At 59.0% G+C, this 16,344-nt stretch carries 17 protein-coding genes and 2 pseudogenes; 13 read left to right on the top strand and 6 right to left on the bottom strand.

Annotation, left to right across the window (positions count from 1 at the left end):
• Nucleotides 1-37: 37 nt before the first annotated feature.
• From ACP7E0_RS30135 to ACP7E0_RS30150, 4 genes are read left to right on the top strand one after another with little or no spacing between them, the layout of a single operon-like run.
• On the top strand, nt 38-1,390 hold the full coding sequence (locus ACP7E0_RS30135; RefSeq protein WP_426130460.1) for an LLM class flavin-dependent oxidoreductase: 1,353 nt from the start codon (nt 38-40) through the stop codon (nt 1,388-1,390).
• A 13-nt stretch (nt 1,391-1,403) separates the two neighbouring features.
• Nucleotides 1,404-2,252 (top strand): ABC transporter permease, encoded by an 849-nt coding sequence (locus tag ACP7E0_RS30140; RefSeq protein WP_426130462.1) that lies wholly within the window; start codon nt 1,404-1,406, stop codon nt 2,250-2,252.
• A gap of 42 nt (nt 2,253-2,294) precedes the next feature.
• The gene (locus tag ACP7E0_RS30145; protein ID WP_426130463.1) at nt 2,295-3,278 is read left to right on the top strand and encodes an ABC transporter substrate-binding protein; all 984 of its coding nucleotides are present in this window, start codon (nt 2,295-2,297) and stop codon (nt 3,276-3,278) included.
• A 9-nt stretch (nt 3,279-3,287) separates the two neighbouring features.
• Nucleotides 3,288-4,058, top strand: coding sequence for an ABC transporter ATP-binding protein (locus ACP7E0_RS30150; protein WP_426130465.1), 771 nt, complete (start codon nt 3,288-3,290; stop codon nt 4,056-4,058).
• 52 nt (nt 4,059-4,110) lie between these two features.
• Here the strand turns inward: ACP7E0_RS30150 and ACP7E0_RS30155 are convergent, their stop codons facing one another.
• Entirely contained in the window at nt 4,111-4,311 is a 201-nt protein-coding gene (locus tag ACP7E0_RS30155) for a hypothetical protein (RefSeq protein WP_426130467.1), read from the bottom strand.
• Between the two features lie 510 nt (nt 4,312-4,821).
• Between ACP7E0_RS30155 and ACP7E0_RS30160 the strand changes: the two genes are divergently transcribed.
• From ACP7E0_RS30160 to ACP7E0_RS30195, 8 genes are all read left to right on the top strand, one after another.
• Nucleotides 4,822-5,187 carry a YciI family protein gene (locus ACP7E0_RS30160; protein ID WP_426130469.1) on the top strand — a complete coding sequence of 122 codons (366 nt, stop codon included), beginning with the start codon at nt 4,822-4,824 and terminating at the stop codon, nt 5,185-5,187.
• 105 nt (nt 5,188-5,292) lie between these two features.
• A complete protein-coding gene (locus ACP7E0_RS30165) occupies nt 5,293-5,688 on the top strand; it encodes a hypothetical protein (protein WP_426130471.1) in 396 nt (131 codons plus the stop codon).
• Nucleotides 5,663-6,025, top strand: coding sequence for a YciI family protein (locus tag ACP7E0_RS30170; RefSeq protein ID WP_426130472.1), 363 nt, complete (start codon nt 5,663-5,665; stop codon nt 6,023-6,025). The genes ACP7E0_RS30165 and ACP7E0_RS30170 overlap by 26 nt, the downstream gene beginning before the upstream one ends.
• A 3-nt stretch (nt 6,026-6,028) precedes the next feature.
• On the top strand, nt 6,029-7,267 hold the full coding sequence (locus ACP7E0_RS30175; protein WP_426130474.1) for an RNA polymerase sigma factor: 1,239 nt from the start codon (nt 6,029-6,031) through the stop codon (nt 7,265-7,267).
• An 85-nt stretch (nt 7,268-7,352) separates the two neighbouring features.
• On the top strand, nt 7,353-7,484 hold the full coding sequence (locus ACP7E0_RS30180) for a hypothetical protein (protein ID WP_426130475.1): 132 nt from the start codon (nt 7,353-7,355) through the stop codon (nt 7,482-7,484).
• 26 nt (nt 7,485-7,510) lie between these two features.
• Nucleotides 7,511-7,642: a hypothetical protein gene (locus ACP7E0_RS30185; RefSeq protein ID WP_426130477.1), complete on the top strand. Its 132-nt coding sequence runs from the start codon at nt 7,511-7,513 to the stop codon at nt 7,640-7,642.
• Nucleotides 7,643-8,222: 580 nt separating this feature from the next.
• The gene (locus ACP7E0_RS30190) at nt 8,223-8,726 is read left to right on the top strand and encodes a hypothetical protein (protein WP_426130478.1); all 504 of its coding nucleotides are present in this window, start codon (nt 8,223-8,225) and stop codon (nt 8,724-8,726) included.
• Between the two features lie 178 nt (nt 8,727-8,904).
• On the top strand, nt 8,905-9,057 hold the full coding sequence (locus tag ACP7E0_RS30195; RefSeq protein ID WP_426130480.1) for a hypothetical protein: 153 nt from the start codon (nt 8,905-8,907) through the stop codon (nt 9,055-9,057).
• A 249-nt stretch (nt 9,058-9,306) separates the two neighbouring features.
• On the opposite strand, the gene ACP7E0_RS30200 is transcribed toward ACP7E0_RS30195, so the two are convergent.
• From ACP7E0_RS30200 to tnpC, 4 genes and pseudogenes are all read right to left on the bottom strand, one after another.
• Entirely contained in the window at nt 9,307-11,130 is a 1,824-nt protein-coding gene (locus ACP7E0_RS30200; RefSeq protein ID WP_426130482.1) for a methyl-accepting chemotaxis protein, read from the bottom strand.
• Between the two features lie 489 nt (nt 11,131-11,619).
• On the bottom strand, nt 11,620-12,465 hold the full coding sequence (locus tag ACP7E0_RS30205; protein WP_426130492.1) for a glycosyl transferase: 846 nt from the start codon (nt 12,463-12,465) through the stop codon (nt 11,620-11,622).
• 92 nt (nt 12,466-12,557) lie between these two features.
• Nucleotides 12,558-12,967 (bottom strand): annotated as a pseudogene (locus ACP7E0_RS30210) (integrase core domain-containing protein); the annotation flags it as partial.
• Nucleotides 12,968-12,969: 2 nt separating this feature from the next.
• Nucleotides 12,970-14,231 (bottom strand): annotated as a pseudogene (gene tnpC / locus ACP7E0_RS30215) (IS66 family transposase); the annotation flags it as partial.
• Between the two features lie 317 nt (nt 14,232-14,548).
• Between tnpC and ACP7E0_RS30220 the strand changes: the two are divergent.
• The gene (locus ACP7E0_RS30220; RefSeq protein WP_426130483.1) at nt 14,549-15,067 is read left to right on the top strand and encodes a GNAT family N-acetyltransferase; all 519 of its coding nucleotides are present in this window, start codon (nt 14,549-14,551) and stop codon (nt 15,065-15,067) included.
• Nucleotides 15,068-15,132: 65 nt separating this feature from the next.
• On the opposite strand, the gene ACP7E0_RS30225 is transcribed toward ACP7E0_RS30220, so the two are convergent.
• A partial coding sequence (locus ACP7E0_RS30225; protein WP_426130485.1) for a tetratricopeptide repeat protein occupies nt 15,133-16,344 on the bottom strand: 1,212 nt, incomplete at its 5' end.

Raw genomic sequence — 16,344 nt, forward strand, 5'->3', positions numbered from 1 at the left:
TGATGTGGCGTTTGGCGGCAAAGTCTAAGGATCAAAGATGACACGCAAGATCAGGCTTGGAGCGTTTCTTCCCGGTGGCGGACAGCATGTGGCATCGTGGCGGCATCCCGATCAGCCCGCTGATGGCGCAACCAGTTTCGAGTTTCACAAACAACTCGCGTTGACGGCGGAGCGCGGATTATTCGATGCGTACTTCCTGGCTGACAACCTCGCCATTGGCCTCGGCGGTGCCCGCGAAGGCGGCAATGCCAAGGTGGCGGGTTTCGAACCGGTGACGCTGTTTTCGGCCCTCGCACCGTTCACAACCCATCTCGGCTTCATAGCCACCTCGTCGACCACCTATGAAGAGCCCTACACGACGGCGCGTAAATTCGCCTCGCTGGACCTTATCTCGGAAGGCCGCGCCGGGTGGAATGTCGTCACCACAACCGGCGACCTGACGGCGCAGAACTTCAACCTTGATACACAGCTGCCCCATGCCGAGCGATATCGCCGCGCCGCCGAGCATGTCGACGTCGTCAAGAAGCTCTGGGATAGTTTCGAGGACGACGCGTTCATTCGCAACAAGGAAACGGGCGTGTTCTTCGACCCAGCAAAGGTGCACGAAACCGATCATCGCGGCGAAAAGTTCAAGGTGCGCGGTCCGCTCAATATTTCGCGGTCGCCACAGGGTTATCCGGTCATCGTACAGGCCGGTCAGTCGGAAGACGGACGCAGTTTGGCTGCGGCCACGGCTGAGGTGATCTTCACCGCCCATCAGCACATCGAGACCGCCCAGGAGTTCTACCGGGACATCAAGGCCCGTGCCCGCGGTCTGGGGCGCAATCCGGACCACATTCTCGTCATGCCCGGCGTCTCGGCCTTTGTCGGCAGGACGCACGAGGAGGCCCGCGAAAAATACGATCGCCTGACCTCTCTGATCGTCGAAGAGGACGGGATTGGCCTTCTCAACGGCCTGACTGGCGGCACGCTCGACCTGCACGGCTACGACCTCGACGGGCCTCTGCCGGCAGCGCCGCCGACGGAGGGCATGAAGAGCCGCCAGGCGCTCATTCGCCAGATCGCCGACGAAAACAACTTCTCGATCCGCCAGCTGTACCAGTGGATCGCATCCGCCCGTGGCCACTACACCATCGTCGGCACGCCTGAGTCGATTGTCGATACGCTGCAACAATGGTTCGAGAACGAAGCGGCCGATGGCTTTAACATCCTGCCGCCTTGGCTTCCGACAACGCTCGATGACTTTGTCGACTTGGTGATCCCCGAACTGCAGCGTCGCGGCCTATTTCGAACGGCCTATGAGGGCAAAACTCTCCGGGAGAATCTCGGCCTTCCTTTCCCGATCAATCGTTGGGCGGCAGAAAATGCCACCCTCCAGGCTGCCGAATAGGGAGGTACGGAACATGGCATATGACGTCACTTCGGTTCTTCCCACAGGCCTTGGCCTGCATGGCGACGGACCCGGCACCTCGGTTTTCGCATCTCGCGTTCGCGGCTTGCTGCGCCAGTTCCTGGCGCGCTATGGTGTGATCCTCAGCTTCCTCCTGCTCTGGCAGGTGGCAAGCACGCGGGGCTGGGTCAACCCGGCCATCTTCCCGCCGCTCGACCAGATCCTCTCCGCGCTCTGGAATGGTATTGCCAGCGGCGCATTGCTGGACGATATCGCGATCAGCTTCCAGCGCTCCGGCATGGCCTTTGTTGCCGCCGTTGTGGTCGGCATTCCGCTCGGCCTGTTCATGGGCCAGATCCGGCCGGTCGAGCAGGCGCTCGATCCGATTCTGCAGCTCTTCCGCCAGACGTCGGCGCTGGCGCTCTACCCGGTCTTCATCCTGCTGCTCGGGCTCGGCGAAACATCGAAAGTCTTTGTAATCTTCTGGGCAACGCTGTTTCCAATCCTCTTGGCCACGATCGGTGGCGTCAAGGAAGTGGACAAGAAATTGATCGAGATGGCGCGAACCTACGGTGCCGGATCGCTGACGATCTTCCGCCGCGTCATCCTGCCTGCCTCCGTGCCGGCAATCTTTGTCGGATTGCGTCTCTCCGCTACGACAGCGCTTCTCCTGCTGATCGCCGCCGAGATGATCGGTGCCAACAAGGGGATCGGCTTCCAGGTGATGAATGCCCAGTACAATTTCCAGATCCCCCTGATGTTTGCGGCAATCCTCCTACTGGCGTTCCTGGGGCTGGCTGCAAACGCCCTGCTTGTCATCCTGCAGCGCCGGCTGTGCCGCTGGTCCCAGCCCGGCGCTTGATCTGCTTAAACTCGATTTTTCACTCTTCACAAGGAAATGATGATGACCTTCCTCCCACGCAATTTTCTCCTGCCGGCAGCAATCGCCCTTGGTTTTGCAACGCCTGCCGCAGCCGCCGACGAGGTGAAGCTGCGCTACCTCGCCAGCCAAGGTGGGCTCGCCGCCCATGAACTCGCACAGGAACTCGGCTATTTCGACGGGACCGGCATCGCCATAGAAAACGTCGGCTATGCGCAGGGCGGACCGGCCTCCCTGATCGCTCTGGCATCCGGTGACGTCGAGATCGGCAGTGCCGCGACCTCCGCCGTGCTGAACTCGATCATCGGCGGCAATGATTTCATCGCTGCCTACCCGTCGAACGGCATCAACAGCGAAGTCCAGTCGATCTTCTATGTGCTCGATGACAGCCCAATCAAGGACATCAAGGACATTGCCGGCAAGAGCATCGCGGTCAACACGCTCGGCGCGCATCTCGACTACACCATCCGCGAAGCCCTCCACTCGGTCGGCCTGCCGACGGACGCTGCCAATCAGGTCGTCGTTCCCGGACCCCAGCTCGAACAGGTGTTGCGTTCCAAGCAGGTCGATGTCTCGGCCTTCGGCTACTGGCAGACGACCTTCGAGGGCGTTGCCCGCAAAAATGGTGGCCTGCGCGCGATCTTCAACGATACCGACGTGCTCGGCGACATCGCGGGCGGCTTCGTCGTGCTGAGCCGGGAGTTTGTGAAAGAGCATCCCGAAGCCTCGAAGATCTTTGTCGAGCAGTCGGCCCGCGCGCTGGACTATGCCCGCGAGCATCCGGAGGAAATCAAGAAAGTCTTCGCCAAGGCGCTTTCCGTGCGTGGTGAAAACCCGGATATCGCGCAGTATTTCCGTGGTTACGGCGTGCGTACCGGTGGTCTGCCGGTCGAGCGTGACATCCAGTTCTGGATCGATGTCCTGGTGCGCGAAGGCAAGCTGAAGGAAGGCCAGCTCGCAGCCAAGGACATCCTCTTCTCGACCGATACCAAATCGGCAAGCAACTGAGGAACCGCGATGACCAGCACGCGGGACACGCGCCGCGGGGAGGTGACGATCCGCCACCTCTTCAAATCCTACCGCCTCAATGGCACGGCGCTGCCGGTGCTGAAGGACATCAACCTCCACGTTCGCTCCGGTGAAAGCCTCGCCATAGTCGGTGCGAGCGGCTCTGGAAAGACCACGTTGCTCCGGGTACTGGCGGGGCTTGAAGATGCCGATACGGGGGTGGTTCTCGTCGATGGCAAGGAAGTGCAGGGTGTCGGCACCGAGCGCGCCGTCATCTTCCAGGAACCACGGCTTCTGCCCTGGCTGACGGTGCTAGACAATGTTGCCTTCGGACTGGAAACCGGCGGGCTGTCGCGCGAGCAGGCGAGGGGGCGGGCGAGCCACTATGTTCGGCTTGTCGGCCTGCAGCCGTTCGAGACGGCCTATCCGCGGCAATTGTCCGGCGGCATGGCACAGCGTGTCGGCATCGCCCGGGCGCTCGCCGTCCAGCCGGAAATCCTGCTTCTCGACGAGCCGCTGGGCGCGCTCGACGCAATGACCAAGATCGAGATGCAGCAGGAGCTCGCACGGATCTGGTACGAGGAGGACGTGACGACCATCCTCGTCACGCACGATCTGGAAGAGGCTATCTATCTGGCCGACCGGATCCTGATCCTGCCGCGCGACAAGGGCGGCGAGCCACGGCTGATCCCGATCGATCTGCCCCGACCGCGCGATCGCAGTGCCCCGGAATTCGTGCGGCATCGTGAAGAATTGCTGAAGCTGTTCGGTCTACACTGACCTGCTTCTATGCGAAGCCTTCCGAGGGGCCAGCCCTCCGGTTGAGTTCTTGTCAGAAAAGCTCCCACCAATTGCCATCATGCGCTAAATTTGCGTCGTCATCATTATCTAGCTTCTGCCGCTGATGGCCGGCTGCACAGCGCAAAGTGGTGCCGTAGAAGAGGGGACCGTGGCCGCCATGCGCGAACGCTACGATCTCGATCAGTCGATCGATTTCCATAATACAAGTTGACTGCCGGCGATCGTCATGCATAGCGACTTCGGCATTTCTTTCCAGCTTGGAAAGCCGGTGACTGAGCTGATCTACAGCTGCGTCGGCTTCTCCCCCAATCGGTCATTCCAGCCAAGCCAGGCTCCTGGCTCGCCTAGTGGCTGGGTGACAGAAGGCTTTGCAATAACAGGGTCGTTGGTTCTGATCCCATCAAGGCGACCAAGGCAGCGGGTCTCGATGTCGTTAGTGGCCCGCCGATAACATTACGCGTAACGTCGTCATCGACACGATGGGGATCGAAAAGGTGACCCGTTAAGCGTTACCCTCCCTTCCATGGTTCTCTCCTGGGTTGCGGTTGAGGCTATCAGTAGCGGGCGAACCGGCAAAGCGCACATGATTCTGGACAAGCGCGCCTGTCGTCATAGGCGCTTGGTTCGCCGGTGGCTTTTCTGTTGACCGAAAATGTTTTTGGCCCCTGTCCGAATGGCGGCTCTGGCCGCGTCAGTGCAGAGCCGGATAGTCCGCCTCAGCAACCAAGGACAGGGACCCAAAATGCAATACATGCAGATGTTTTATGAGAACGAGGCCGAGATCGCCGCCCAGCGCGACCAGGCCGAACGTGCCGGACCCTATTGGGATGCCTGGAACGCCTATGTCAATGCGCTGTACAAGTCAGGCGTCGTCCTCAAGGGCGACCCGCTCATGCCCCCTGCGGCGGCAACCACGGTACGGCTTGAAGGCGGCAACCGCCTGGTGCAGGACGGACCAGTGGCGGCTACCAAGGAACAGCTGGGCGGTTATGTCGTGATCGAGGTACCGGACCTCGATGCGGCGCTGTCCTGGGCGGCGCTCAGCCCTTCGGCTTCCCACGGGGCTACCGAAGTGCGCCCCGTGCAGCATCTGCCCACCCAACGCTGAGCGGTGGACGGCAGCCTTCAAGAACACGGGCGGCGGGCGGCGGAGAACGCTGCCCGCACCTCCTATGGGCGCCTCCTCGCCTATCTCGCGCGAGCATGGCGCGACGTGGCGGCGGCTGAAGATGCACTCGCGGAGGTCTTTGCCCAAGCGCTCGACATCTGGCCCACGAAAGGCGTGCCGGCCAGCCCCGATGCCTGGCTGATAGTGGCGGCGCAAAACTGGCTGCGCGATGGCGCGCAGGCGCGGAAAACACGCGAACAAACGACCAGCAGCCTCCTGGTGCTGGCACCGACAGAAATCGAGGAAATGCCCCTGATCGCCGCCAAGCGGCCGCCTGTCGTCATAAGCGCTGGGTTCGCCGGTGGCTGTTCTGTTGGCCGAAAAAGTTTTAGGCTCTGTCCGAATGGCAGCTCTACCCGCGTCAGTGTTGTAGAGCCGGATGATCCGCCTCAGCAACCAAGGACAGGGACCCAAAATGCAATACATGCTGATATTTTATGAGAACGAGGCCGAGTTCGCCAAGATCGACAACCCCGAACAAGCCGGACCCTATTGGGGGGCCTGGAACGCCTATATCGGTGCGCTGTACGAATCGGGTGTGGTGATCAAGGGCGATGCGCTGAGGCCGCCCTCCACGGCTACCACGGTGCGCCTTCAAGCCGGTAAACGCCTGGTGCAGGACGGGCCGGTGGCCGCTACTAAGGAACAGCTGGCCGGTTACGTCGTGATCGAGGTACCGGACCTCGATGCGGCGCTGTCCTGGGCGGCGCGCAGCCCTGCGGCTTCCAACGGGGCTACCGAAGTGCGCCCCGTGCTGCCTCCGCCCAACCAAGGCTAAGCGGTGGACGGCAGCCTTCACGAACACGGGCGGCGGGCGGCGGAGAACGCCGCCCGCACGTCTTATGGGCGCCTTCTCGCGTATCTTGCGCGGAAATGGCGGGACGTGGCCGCAGCCGAAGACGCCCTGGCCGAGGCGTTTGCCCGGGCGCTCGACATCTGGCCTACACAAGGCGTGCCGGCCAACCCCGATGCCTGGCTGATGGTAGCAGCGCGAAACCGGCTGCGCGATGGCGCGCGGGCGCGGAAAACACGCGAACAAATGGCCATCAGCCTCCTGGTGCTGGCACCTACAGAAACCGAGGAAATGCCTAGGATTGCCGACAAGCGGCTGGAGCTGATGTTTGTGTGCGGCCACCCGGCAATCGATGCTGCCGCGCGCACGCCGCTGATGCTGCAAACAGTGCTCGGGTTGACGGCGGAGCGTATTGCATCTTCGTTCCTGGTTTCGCCCGATACGATGGGGCGGCGGCTAAGCCGGGCCAAGGCGCGCATCAAGTACACGGGGATTGCCTTTGAAATGCCAGAGGAAGACGAACTGGGTGAGCGCATGGGCGATGTGCTCGAGGCGATCTACGCCGCTTATGGGCAGGGCTGGGACAGCACGGGTAGCGACGATCAGACGCGCAAGGGGCTGACCGAAGAAGCGATCTGGCTGGCGCGGGTGCTGGCGGAACTGCGGCCAGAAGACGCCGAGGCGCGGGGCCTTCTGGCGCTGATGCTGTTTTGCGAAAGCCGCAGCGCCGCGCGGCGGGTGGAGGGGCGCTATGTGCCGCTGGCCGAGCAGGATACGGCGCTCTGGAATCTGCCGATGGCGCGCGAGGCTGAGGAAAAATTGCGAACTGCCGGAGGGCTCAAGCAGCCAGGACGTTTCCAGCTGGAGGCGGCGATCCAGTCGGTGTTGGTGCAATCGCGCCTGATGGGCGCGGATTTGCGCCTGCCGGCGTGGACGCTGCATGGGCTATTGGCGCAGAAGGCACCCACGATCGGCAATCTGGTGGGGCTGGCGGCAGCCACTGCCGAGATGCATGGCGCTGAAGCGGGTCTTCATGAACTGGCTCAGCTGCCCGAAGCGATGACGGGGGACTACCAACCGTTCTGGGCACTCAAGGCGCAATTGCTGCAGCAGCTGGGCGCCGACCAACAAGCCACTGCAACGGCTTTCAGGCGGGCCATCGCTTTGACGGAGGATGGGGCTGTGCGCGCATATCTCATTGGCAAGTCAACGCAACAGGCTAGTTGAGCAACGGGACAGGCGATGAGTTTTTATTCATTTGGGTTCCAGGGGGTGGTCGATACTTCTCGACCATGAGAAGTATCTTTATTCCGTGATCTACCTGCCGGCCGAGATCGCCGCCCAGCTGCCGCTCGCTGTTCATCCGCGGCTGCGCGTCGAAGTGAAATCAACGATTATCCGTTTTCCGGCGCGTTCATCCCGTCCTCGAAGGGCCATCACCTAATCCTTGGTTCGGTACGGCTCAAAGCCATGGGCCTCAAGGTCGGCATGCCGGTCGAGCTGCGCTTCAACATTGCCGACCGGGACGGCGTCGACGTTCCTGAGGAACTGCCTGGCGCCCTGTTTGCTACCAAGGCGGCGCAGCACCCTGGGACGCGCTGACGCCGGGCAAAATTCCGGCAAGGTCTACGAGAACGAATATTTTATCCTGTTCAAGATCCGCGACGGAAAGATCGCGAGTGTGAGGGAATATACCAACCTTATGCACGTGGAGGAGACGTTTGGCTGAGGCGCGTCTGGGTTGTTAGGTACGGTCGCATCGACCTCGTGAAGGCTGTGCGCCGATGTCCAGTCAGCAGCCCCCTTGCTTCGTTCTGCAGCCGAATGCAACAATAACATGCGCTAATGGGCGATCGAGGGACGTGCATACTACCAAAAATGGTTCTTGGCCGCGCTTCTGGTCAACGAGTTTGCGCTCACAGAACTTGGTCGCGCTTTCTATAACCCTGCTTACAACCTACAGCGAAGAGGTTTGCTCCAACCAACGCAACCCAGGGCAATGCGGCATTGACGCAAGACTGGTCTGAATTCTGAGCGTAAAGAGGTACGTCCTAAAAAATGGGCCGCAACCTGCGATTCAGACGCCATCGTCTCTCTTGGCACTGGGATTCTAGGGGGCTTCAATGCGGTTTCCGGGGTAGAGCTCAAGTCTCGGGCGAGAAACAGCGGCCGGGGATACGCGATGCATTGGACTTCCGGTGCCACCCCTCCAATTGCGCTTAGCGGAGGTGACGATTTCGAGATTGATCTGACGACTGCCGAGTTACTGGGCTCGCGGAGCGATACCAGCCAGCCGGTATTTTGGAGAAACGGCTATGGCAAGGGTAAAATATACGTACTTTGTGTTCCGTTAGAGGCCGAGATGGTGCAGAGCCCGCGAGGATATGCCGAACTTGAAAGTAACCCTATCTGGCAAATTTATAAAATGCTCGCGGAGCACGCCGTACATCAGCGTCTGGTGACCATACAGGAGCCCAAAGTTGCAGCAACAGAACATAAGCTGAGCGACGGCTCGACCGTCGTTGCGTTGTTGAACCACCACATCGAGGATTTGACCGTCGAGATGGTGGTCAACGTGTCAGGTATGATAGAGACATTGAGAGGCGAAATTCCTTCGAAGACCGCAAACGCTTTCAAAATATTGATAAAAGCGATGGATGGGGCTGTGCTTCACATTCGACCCTAGCGTAAACCTGATTATGTTGGATTCTTCGGGATAGCCAATGCTTCGTAGCTGACCTTGAGTTTCACCGGGCCTTTCTGGCATCTGTCGAGTCTGACCTTCTGTCGCAGGTCTTCGAAGTTATCGAGGCAGCGCTCGGCCGCCTCCTGGACATGCGAGCGCGCGGGGATACACCACCCAAATGATCGGGATGGAAGAAAGCCAAGCTTTGCACGAAGCGGTCTTCGTTGAGTTCGAGCGCCGAGACCCCGTTGCAGCAAAGGCGGCAATGCGTCGGCTCATCGAACGGGCGATCAGCGACGCGCATGATGGTTTCAAGCAAAAAAACCCTTGAGGATAAACATATGATGGATGTAAAACTCACCGATTCTTTAATCGGTGCGGTCGCTGCACGCCTTGGGGCGCACGATTTCAAACGTTGGTTCTACGGCGATTCCGTGGGTTTTGAAGGGCTGATCGCTGCATCCGACAATGCTGGGGCAGCCTGGTTGGTTCAACTTCAGCCACGGTTTCTTTCGGGCGTGGGCAACGCGCATGCTGCTCTTCCGGCCCGACGACAACACGGCCCCCGGCTGCCGCTGGTTCAAGCCGCGCGGCGGGAGCCCTGCAATGCACCATTTTCCGAGCCATTGCCAGGTGCAAGCACAAACTGCGATATCAGCTGACGAAGGCGGCTTGCTTCATTGGCAAGCGTGGCACTCGCCGCGCTGGTTTCTTCCACCATCGCCGCATTCTGTTGGGTCACTTGATCCATCTGGTTGACCGCCGTATTAACCTCGGCAAGACCAAGAGACTGTTCGCGGGCCGACGTGGCAATCGAATCCATATGATTGTTGATTGTCACAATGTAGGTCTCAATGGTCTTTAAGGCCTCGCCGGTTTCGCGCACGAGCCTGACCCCGCCCGCGACTTCGACACTGGAATTGCGGATCAGTTCCTTGATTTCCTTGGCAGCTTTGGCAGAACGCTGCGCCAGTTCGCGCACTTCCTGCGCGACCACGGCGAAACCCTTTCCAGCTTCCCCGGCACGTGCAGCTTCGACGCCGGCGTTTAGCGCCAGGAGATTGGTCTGGAAAGCGATTTCATCGATCACACCAATGATATTGGAAATCTGGCTGGCGGATTCTTCGATGCGGCCCATGGCATCGACGGCGTTCGCCACCACGGCGCCAGACTCTGCGGCGCTCGCGTTAGCCTGCATTGCCACGGTCCGCGCTTCGTCGGCGCGCTTTGACGAATTCGAAACGTTGACTGTGATCTGGTCAAGCGCGGCGGCTGTCTGCTCAAGCGACGCAGCCTGCGTTTCAGTGCGACGGGACAGATCGTCGGCGCCGGCGCTTATTTCTCGGCTGCCGTCATTAATCATGCCAGACGATTGGTCGACGGCAGAAAGGGTTTCACCAAGCTGTTTGATCGCCGCGTTCAAATCATGACGAAGCGCTTCAAAGTCGGGTGAGAAGGCTTCTGTCAGCAGGAACGAAAGGTCTCCCGCAGCCAGACGCTGCAGCCCGTTCGCAAGGCCTGATGTCGCCCGCCTCAGGCGTGCCTGAGCAGCGTCTTCAGCCTCTTGCACGACACGCAAGCGACCGGCCTCCGTCCGCTCGCGCTGCGCAACAGCTTCGGTTTCGAGGTGCTTGTTGGAAATTGCCGCCTGCCTGAACACTTCGACTGCACCGGCCATATTGCCGATCTCGTCATTTCGTCCGGCATAAGGGACTGTAGTGGCTGTGTCGCCAGCCGCAAGGTGGCCCATCGCCTGCTGCATGCGTTTGAGCGGTGTCGTCACACCGCCGACCACCAGCCAGATGGAAAACCCGACGACAACGAGCGAGACCGCCGCGATGGTGCTCATCCAAAAAACGATGTCGGATTTTAAACGGTTGGCGGCCTCGAATTCTTGCTGTGCCACTCGAAGTTGAAGGGAGACCAGATCGCTGATGGGCATGGCGAGAGGATCGATGGTCGGATAGAGCTGATCCTTGACGAAAGCGTCAAGCGACGTCTGATCCTTGCGCGACACGATATCAACCAATGTGTTAACTGCAGCTTGAGAGTTGGTGCGCAGAAGCTTGAAACCGTCTGCGAGTTTCTGCTCCTCATCCGTCATGGCCGATGCCGCATACGCCGACCAGGCACGATCGATCGAACTCAGCGCGCCGCGCAGAGCCTTTTCACCGTTCGCCCAGTCGACGGCGCCGCTTCTGATCTTGTGGGCCGTATCGACGATATTGACCGCATACATGTCGGCAACGATTTTCAGATGGGCCATGGGCTCGACCCGATCGATCACAATCGTACGGGTCCGCTCCGAGATGGAGCGGATCGCAAGAAATGCGGTGACGCTCGTTATTAGCAACAAAATCGCCAGCAGCGCTACATTTGAAATGAGCTTAAGCTTAATGGACATCTGTAACCCCATTTGACGGCAATGCCGTGAACGAGGCTAAAATTGGTATATTTAAATTACTAATTTATTACCTTATGAAATAAACGAACCCACTTTGGGACGACGAGCCACGAATTCTTTGCAAGCCTCAACCTGGGCGTTTTTCCGAGTGAACTGCGCATCTTAAGGCGGTAGAGGTTTGAAGCAAATTTCGTCATATGTTGGCAGCATGATCCCGCTGCCCCATGGTCGTGGCGACCAGATTAAGCACGGACAAAGACCGGATCCAAGGGATCATTCCAAGCCTGCTGTGCAGACGCGCGACATCTATATGCAATGCGGCTGAAGCGGCTGATCGATCTCGCACTCACTTCCTGGCCTGGGAAGCGTAGCACAAACGGGCGAATGTGAAGTGAAATTTTGCCTTCAATTTACATCACTACCGGGGGTGTATGCGTTTTACGGTCCGTAGTGCCTCGCGGTCATCGACAAGACAGCATCCATGAGGTGTCACTCCCGCCAATGTTCCGCCACCCACGACGTGGGGCGGATATAGTGGCGAAGATATTTGAAGGGGGTTTTTTTGCCGCGCCGTGCCTTGTCAAATATGCCGATAATATGATTGAGCGGGCTAGAGTTGCGCGAATTGGCGCTGAAGCGGCCTTCGATCGCGTCTTGCGGTAAAAGACCGCGGGGAAAAATGACGACCCTCGCGCCATGCGGCATACGCGGTGCAAGGAAATAGTTGAGGGGGAAGGGCCAGCGGCAATCCTGCCTGAAATGCAGCACCCATTGTCGCGGAAAAAATTTGACCCCACTCGGGGCGTTCAAAGTGACGAAACGCTGCTCAAAACGGTATTTGTCTGCAACCCCTTGCGGGTCGGCCCGGAATGTCTCCTGCAGGGAAACAAGGCTCCCTACCTTGAAACGGAAAAGCGACGTCTGACCAAGACGCCGGAACGGCGTGGTCTGGTTCCTTGCCATCACAACGTCATTCGCACCACCGCACTCGAAGAAATGATCGAGCGAGGAAACGATGACGAGATCTAGATCCAGAAACAGTACAGGCCCTTGGAGATTTCCGAGTTTCGGCCCCCACAACCGGGCTTTTGACCAGATTCCCAAGCTGTTCACCGGCATTTTGACAACATCTAGTTCCGGCAGATCCTGGCACAGGATGGAAGGATGCAATCCCTCGCGGTTGTCGGTGAAGCAAGTGAATGTAAATGGTGGAGTGATGTTCCGTGTGACCATGGCATACAGCCGGTTGATGAACAGCGCGCCATATTTTGCGCCCCAACTGATGCATATCACCTGCTTGACACCATGGCTGGCAGCCAAAATTTCTTTCATCATAAATTTGTCCTTTTGCAGTGGATCGGCACCCGTGCCGCGCCGGCCGGCACGTTTCATGAACGCTGGAGTTGCCCCATAAAAACCGGACAAAATCAGATTTCTGTTTGACGATTTAAGAATTCACGCGGGGATCGATATCCCAAAGCCTTGTGCGGGTGAAGCGTGTTGTAGTGTTCGAACCACAACGGCAGTTGGGCGATGACGGTTTCTGCGTCGGGAATGGGATTGACCGAGACGTGGTCGCGCTTGAATGTTTTGACGAAGGCTTCGGCCATTCCGTTGGACTGAGGGCTGCGAACCGGCGTTGTGCAAAGGCTCCATTCCGATGTCCATCAGCAGCGATTTCGTTTCCGTTGCAATGAAGCACGAGCCGTTGTCGGTCAGCCATTCAATCGGCTTTGGGAATTGTGTTGATGCGACCGAAGCGGTTCCCGACGGCGGTGATGACAAGGTCCTGAACGTCTTCGCTTTTGATCCCTTCAGTGGTGGCGACATGCGGCACCTGGCTCTGGCTCCGTCCACGGTATCGCTGAACAGCCAACTCTTTCTGCCAGTGGCAAAAATCCTGATATCACGCTCAAGCAAATTGTTGTCGATCGGCATCCTGCCGTCTTCGGTGTAGCGCGTCAGATACTTCCACTGGTTCAGGGTGTAGGACACGGCATAGGCAAGCTTGGTATCGGGCAAGACCTTCGGCGCTATGTTGTCGAGCCATGCCTTGAGAGCGTTGAGGATGGGATGCTATGTTGCTGGCGCAAACGGCCAATGCATTGATCTCGCATTTCGTCCTTGTCCGGCTTTTCGTTACACGCCTGGATTTCAATCCAGTAGAGCTGTTCGAAGAACTTCAACGCCTGCTCCGGCGGGCCGCCGCCTTTCTTCCTTGCCTTGAGCGCATCAACGAAGCGACGCCTGGAATGGGTCATGCATCCCAGATGGGTGGCTCCTTCCAGCGTGCGCCAGGCGGTGTAGCCAAAGCTCATCAATATGCCGCGGTAATCGCCGAGGAAGGCCTGCGGATAAATCTGGCCGCGTCCGGGCTGATAATCGAGAAGCACGATCGGTTCATTGCTTTCCTCGCCGCTCCGATACGCCCACATACACGATGCACTGGTGGCCTCCCTGTCCTTCTCCTGCAGGACCTGGACCGTCTTCTCGTCACCATGGATGAGCGGCTGTGATCGAAGCCGCAGCTTCAGGGTTTCATAGATGCGGGATAGATGCCTCTCGCTCGATCGGATCACACCCAATTCCCCAGAGCACCGCGGCTGACGGGTACGCCGGCGCGCTCGAAAGTCTGGGCCAGGCGAAGAGCGGCGTGCCGTCGACGTATTTATGGACCAGTGCAAATGCCAACGTCGAGCCGTGGCGATGCTGCCCGGCAAGGGCTGTGCGGGCATTGGCGCCAGAATGACAGGCGTGTTGATGCCGGTGCGGTCGCAATGGCGGCAGGCATACTTGAACCGCACATTCTGCTGGACCTTGGCCTTCACCTCAACATGGAGCTGCTCGGTGACCGCTTCGCCCATGCGATGCATCTGATGACGGCAACAAGGACAGGCCTTCTGGTCGTCGGCAAGGTCATATTCGACACGCTCGCGAGGCAGGTGTTCCGGCAGGGGTTTTCGGCCACCCTTCCTGCCTTCCGGCTCCTCGGTTGACGCAAAGCCTGTGTCTGGCAGGTCGACGAGATCGCCGTCGTTGTCAGTCTCATCTTCAACGGCAACCTGCTCAGCCTCATTGAAGAGACGATCCACGTGCTCATCGTCTCCTCCTTTGCTGTCCGGCGCTTAGAGGATGCGCTGGAACTGGCAGAGCATACTGAAATCTAAAAAAGCACGGCCCTGCGCGGGGCGGGGCCGTATCCTTTTGCTCGTAGGACGTCCTAGAGGCAATCGATTGAGCGGCTTTGCGCCTTCATGCCGGTCGTCCACACCACGCGCGCTTTGATTCCTGGAAGCAGTCAGTCTGCCATTCGAGCGGTCACGTCCGGAACGAGCGAATTGCGGTCATTCACGAGACGCTACGACAGCCGTGGGCGTCTCTGGTAAGCTACGTTCGGAGCTTAAGGGGAGGCATGCAAATGTCGAGGGACGTAGTCATCTCTGCCACGACGAGCCAGCACTATCGCGAGTTTGCAACGCTGATACGCGAGTATGTCGAGTGGTGTCGCAAACGGTATGCCGCAGATAGTTGGTTCGTTGACGCCGCGTTCAGCCATCAGTCACTTGAGCAGGAGTTGCAAGAGTTGTCGTCCTACTACGGTCCGCCGAGCGGCCGAGCGTTTCTCGCGCTCTCAGGAGACGAGGTGGTTGGGTGTATCGCCTACCGGGAGCTGTCCGACACTGTCTGTGAGATGAAGCGGCTTTTCGTTCGGAAGGGCGGTCAGGGGCGTGGCACAGGGCGACGCCTTTGCTTGGCATCGATCGATGCTGCGCGAAGCGACGGCTATACACTCATGCGACTCGACACAGCCAACTTGCTCACCGAGGCGATCGCTTTGTATAGGTCGGTCGGTTTCCGCGACTGTCCCGCCTACAACGATTATCCCGACGACCTCATGCCCTACATCGTCTTCATGGATATGCCGATCAGCAGCTAAGGCGGGCTAGAATTGAGCTCCGCTACTTTGGCAGAAGGGTGAATGTCCGCAGGCCCCCCGCCGCTTCAGGCCGGCAAGCCGGCAAGACGTAGACCAGCGCGTAGGCGCTCCACATCTTTCGGCTCGCGCAGATATGACACATCGACAAGCCAGTCGACGTATTCTGCTGGCCCTGCGACGGAATCACCGATCCACAGAGTGCGGACTGCCTGAACGAATAGGTCCCCACATTCCTTCGCCTCTTCGATCCTGCCTAGATGACCATAGGCCGCCGCCCGCCAAGCCATGTCTCGCGGATGCCTTATCGGGGAATCGAAGGTTCTCTGCTCGAGAAGCACAGAGGCCTCCCTGTACCGCCCGAGTTGGAACAGGATGTGCGAGAGATAATAATTATACCAACTTGGGTGACGCGGATTGATCCTCAAGGCAATTTGCGCGGCAGGCAACCCAAGTTCCGGTCTTCCCAAGGCCCCCTGCATCCATGCCCAGATGATCTGGATTATCGGATCGTTCGGGTTCATGGATCGAGCTAAATCCAGGTGACGTTCGGCTCGATCAAAATCCCGCCAGGTCAGACACATGAATCCAAGTGTGCAATGCACCTTCGGATCATTGGGATCGAGCACGAGCGCTTGCTCGGCAAAACGAAGTGCCTTTATCCTGTTCTCGTCCTTTTCCCGCGGCGCACCGATGCCAATATCGATCGCGCGATTAAGATAAGCATATGCGAGGCCTGTGTAAGCCCGCGCAAAAGTCGGGTCGATTTTGACCGCACGCTCGAACAGGGAAAGAACTCGATCCTGGCTTCCCGGCGTAAAGTCGTCGGAGAGGCGGTTAGCCTGGAGGAAGAGGTCATATGCGCGCATGTCCTCAGGCTGGCGTCGCCGCGCCAAAACCTCTCTATCGTCCCTGACACGCTGGGCCACCGTCGCAACGATGTTCTGCGAGATCTCCTCCTGAATGGCGAATACGTCCTCCATCGCTCGGTCGTAACGCTCGGCCCACAGATGTGTCCCGCTCGTTGACTCGATGAGCTGCGCCGTGACGCGCACCCGATCACCTAACCGACGAACGCTCCCTTCCAAGACATACTCCGCTCCGAGCGTGCGTCCGATTTTACGCAGGTCCATGCTCTGTCCGCGAAAGGCGAATGAGGAATTGCGGGCAATCACCGTGAGCTCTCTGAATCTTGAAAGTTCCGTGATGACGTCTTCGGTAATGCCATCGCTGAAATAAACCTGATCCGGATCAGCGCTCATGTTGTCAAACGGCAGAAC

It is taken from the genome of Pararhizobium sp. PWRC1-1 (assembly GCF_049897905.1).
Lineage (GTDB): Bacteria > Pseudomonadota > Alphaproteobacteria > Rhizobiales > Rhizobiaceae > Pararhizobium.

Coding starts and splice junctions, on each gene's coding strand:
- ACP7E0_RS30170 (WP_426130472.1), top strand. CDS start 5,663: ATGCAATACATGCTGATATTTTATGAGAACGAGGCCGAGTTCGCCAAG.
- ACP7E0_RS30220 (WP_426130483.1), top strand. CDS start 14,549: ATGTCGAGGGACGTAGTCATCTCTGCCACGACGAGCCAGCACTATCGC.
- ACP7E0_RS30205 (WP_426130492.1), bottom strand. CDS start 12,465: ATGATGAAAGAAATTTTGGCTGCCAGCCATGGTGTCAAGCAGGTGATA.
- ACP7E0_RS30140 (WP_426130462.1), top strand. CDS start 1,404: ATGGCATATGACGTCACTTCGGTTCTTCCCACAGGCCTTGGCCTGCAT.
- ACP7E0_RS30190 (WP_426130478.1), top strand. CDS start 8,223: ATGCATTGGACTTCCGGTGCCACCCCTCCAATTGCGCTTAGCGGAGGT.
- ACP7E0_RS30200 (WP_426130482.1), bottom strand. CDS start 11,130: ATGTCCATTAAGCTTAAGCTCATTTCAAATGTAGCGCTGCTGGCGATT.
- ACP7E0_RS30150 (WP_426130465.1), top strand. CDS start 3,288: ATGACCAGCACGCGGGACACGCGCCGCGGGGAGGTGACGATCCGCCAC.
- ACP7E0_RS30185 (WP_426130477.1), top strand. CDS start 7,511: ATGGGCCTCAAGGTCGGCATGCCGGTCGAGCTGCGCTTCAACATTGCC.
- ACP7E0_RS30160 (WP_426130469.1), top strand. CDS start 4,822: ATGCAATACATGCAGATGTTTTATGAGAACGAGGCCGAGATCGCCGCC.
- ACP7E0_RS30145 (WP_426130463.1), top strand. CDS start 2,295: ATGACCTTCCTCCCACGCAATTTTCTCCTGCCGGCAGCAATCGCCCTT.
- ACP7E0_RS30155 (WP_426130467.1), bottom strand. CDS start 4,311: ATGCATGACGATCGCCGGCAGTCAACTTGTATTATGGAAATCGATCGA.
- ACP7E0_RS30195 (WP_426130480.1), top strand. CDS start 8,905: ATGATCGGGATGGAAGAAAGCCAAGCTTTGCACGAAGCGGTCTTCGTT.
- ACP7E0_RS30135 (WP_426130460.1), top strand. CDS start 38: ATGACACGCAAGATCAGGCTTGGAGCGTTTCTTCCCGGTGGCGGACAG.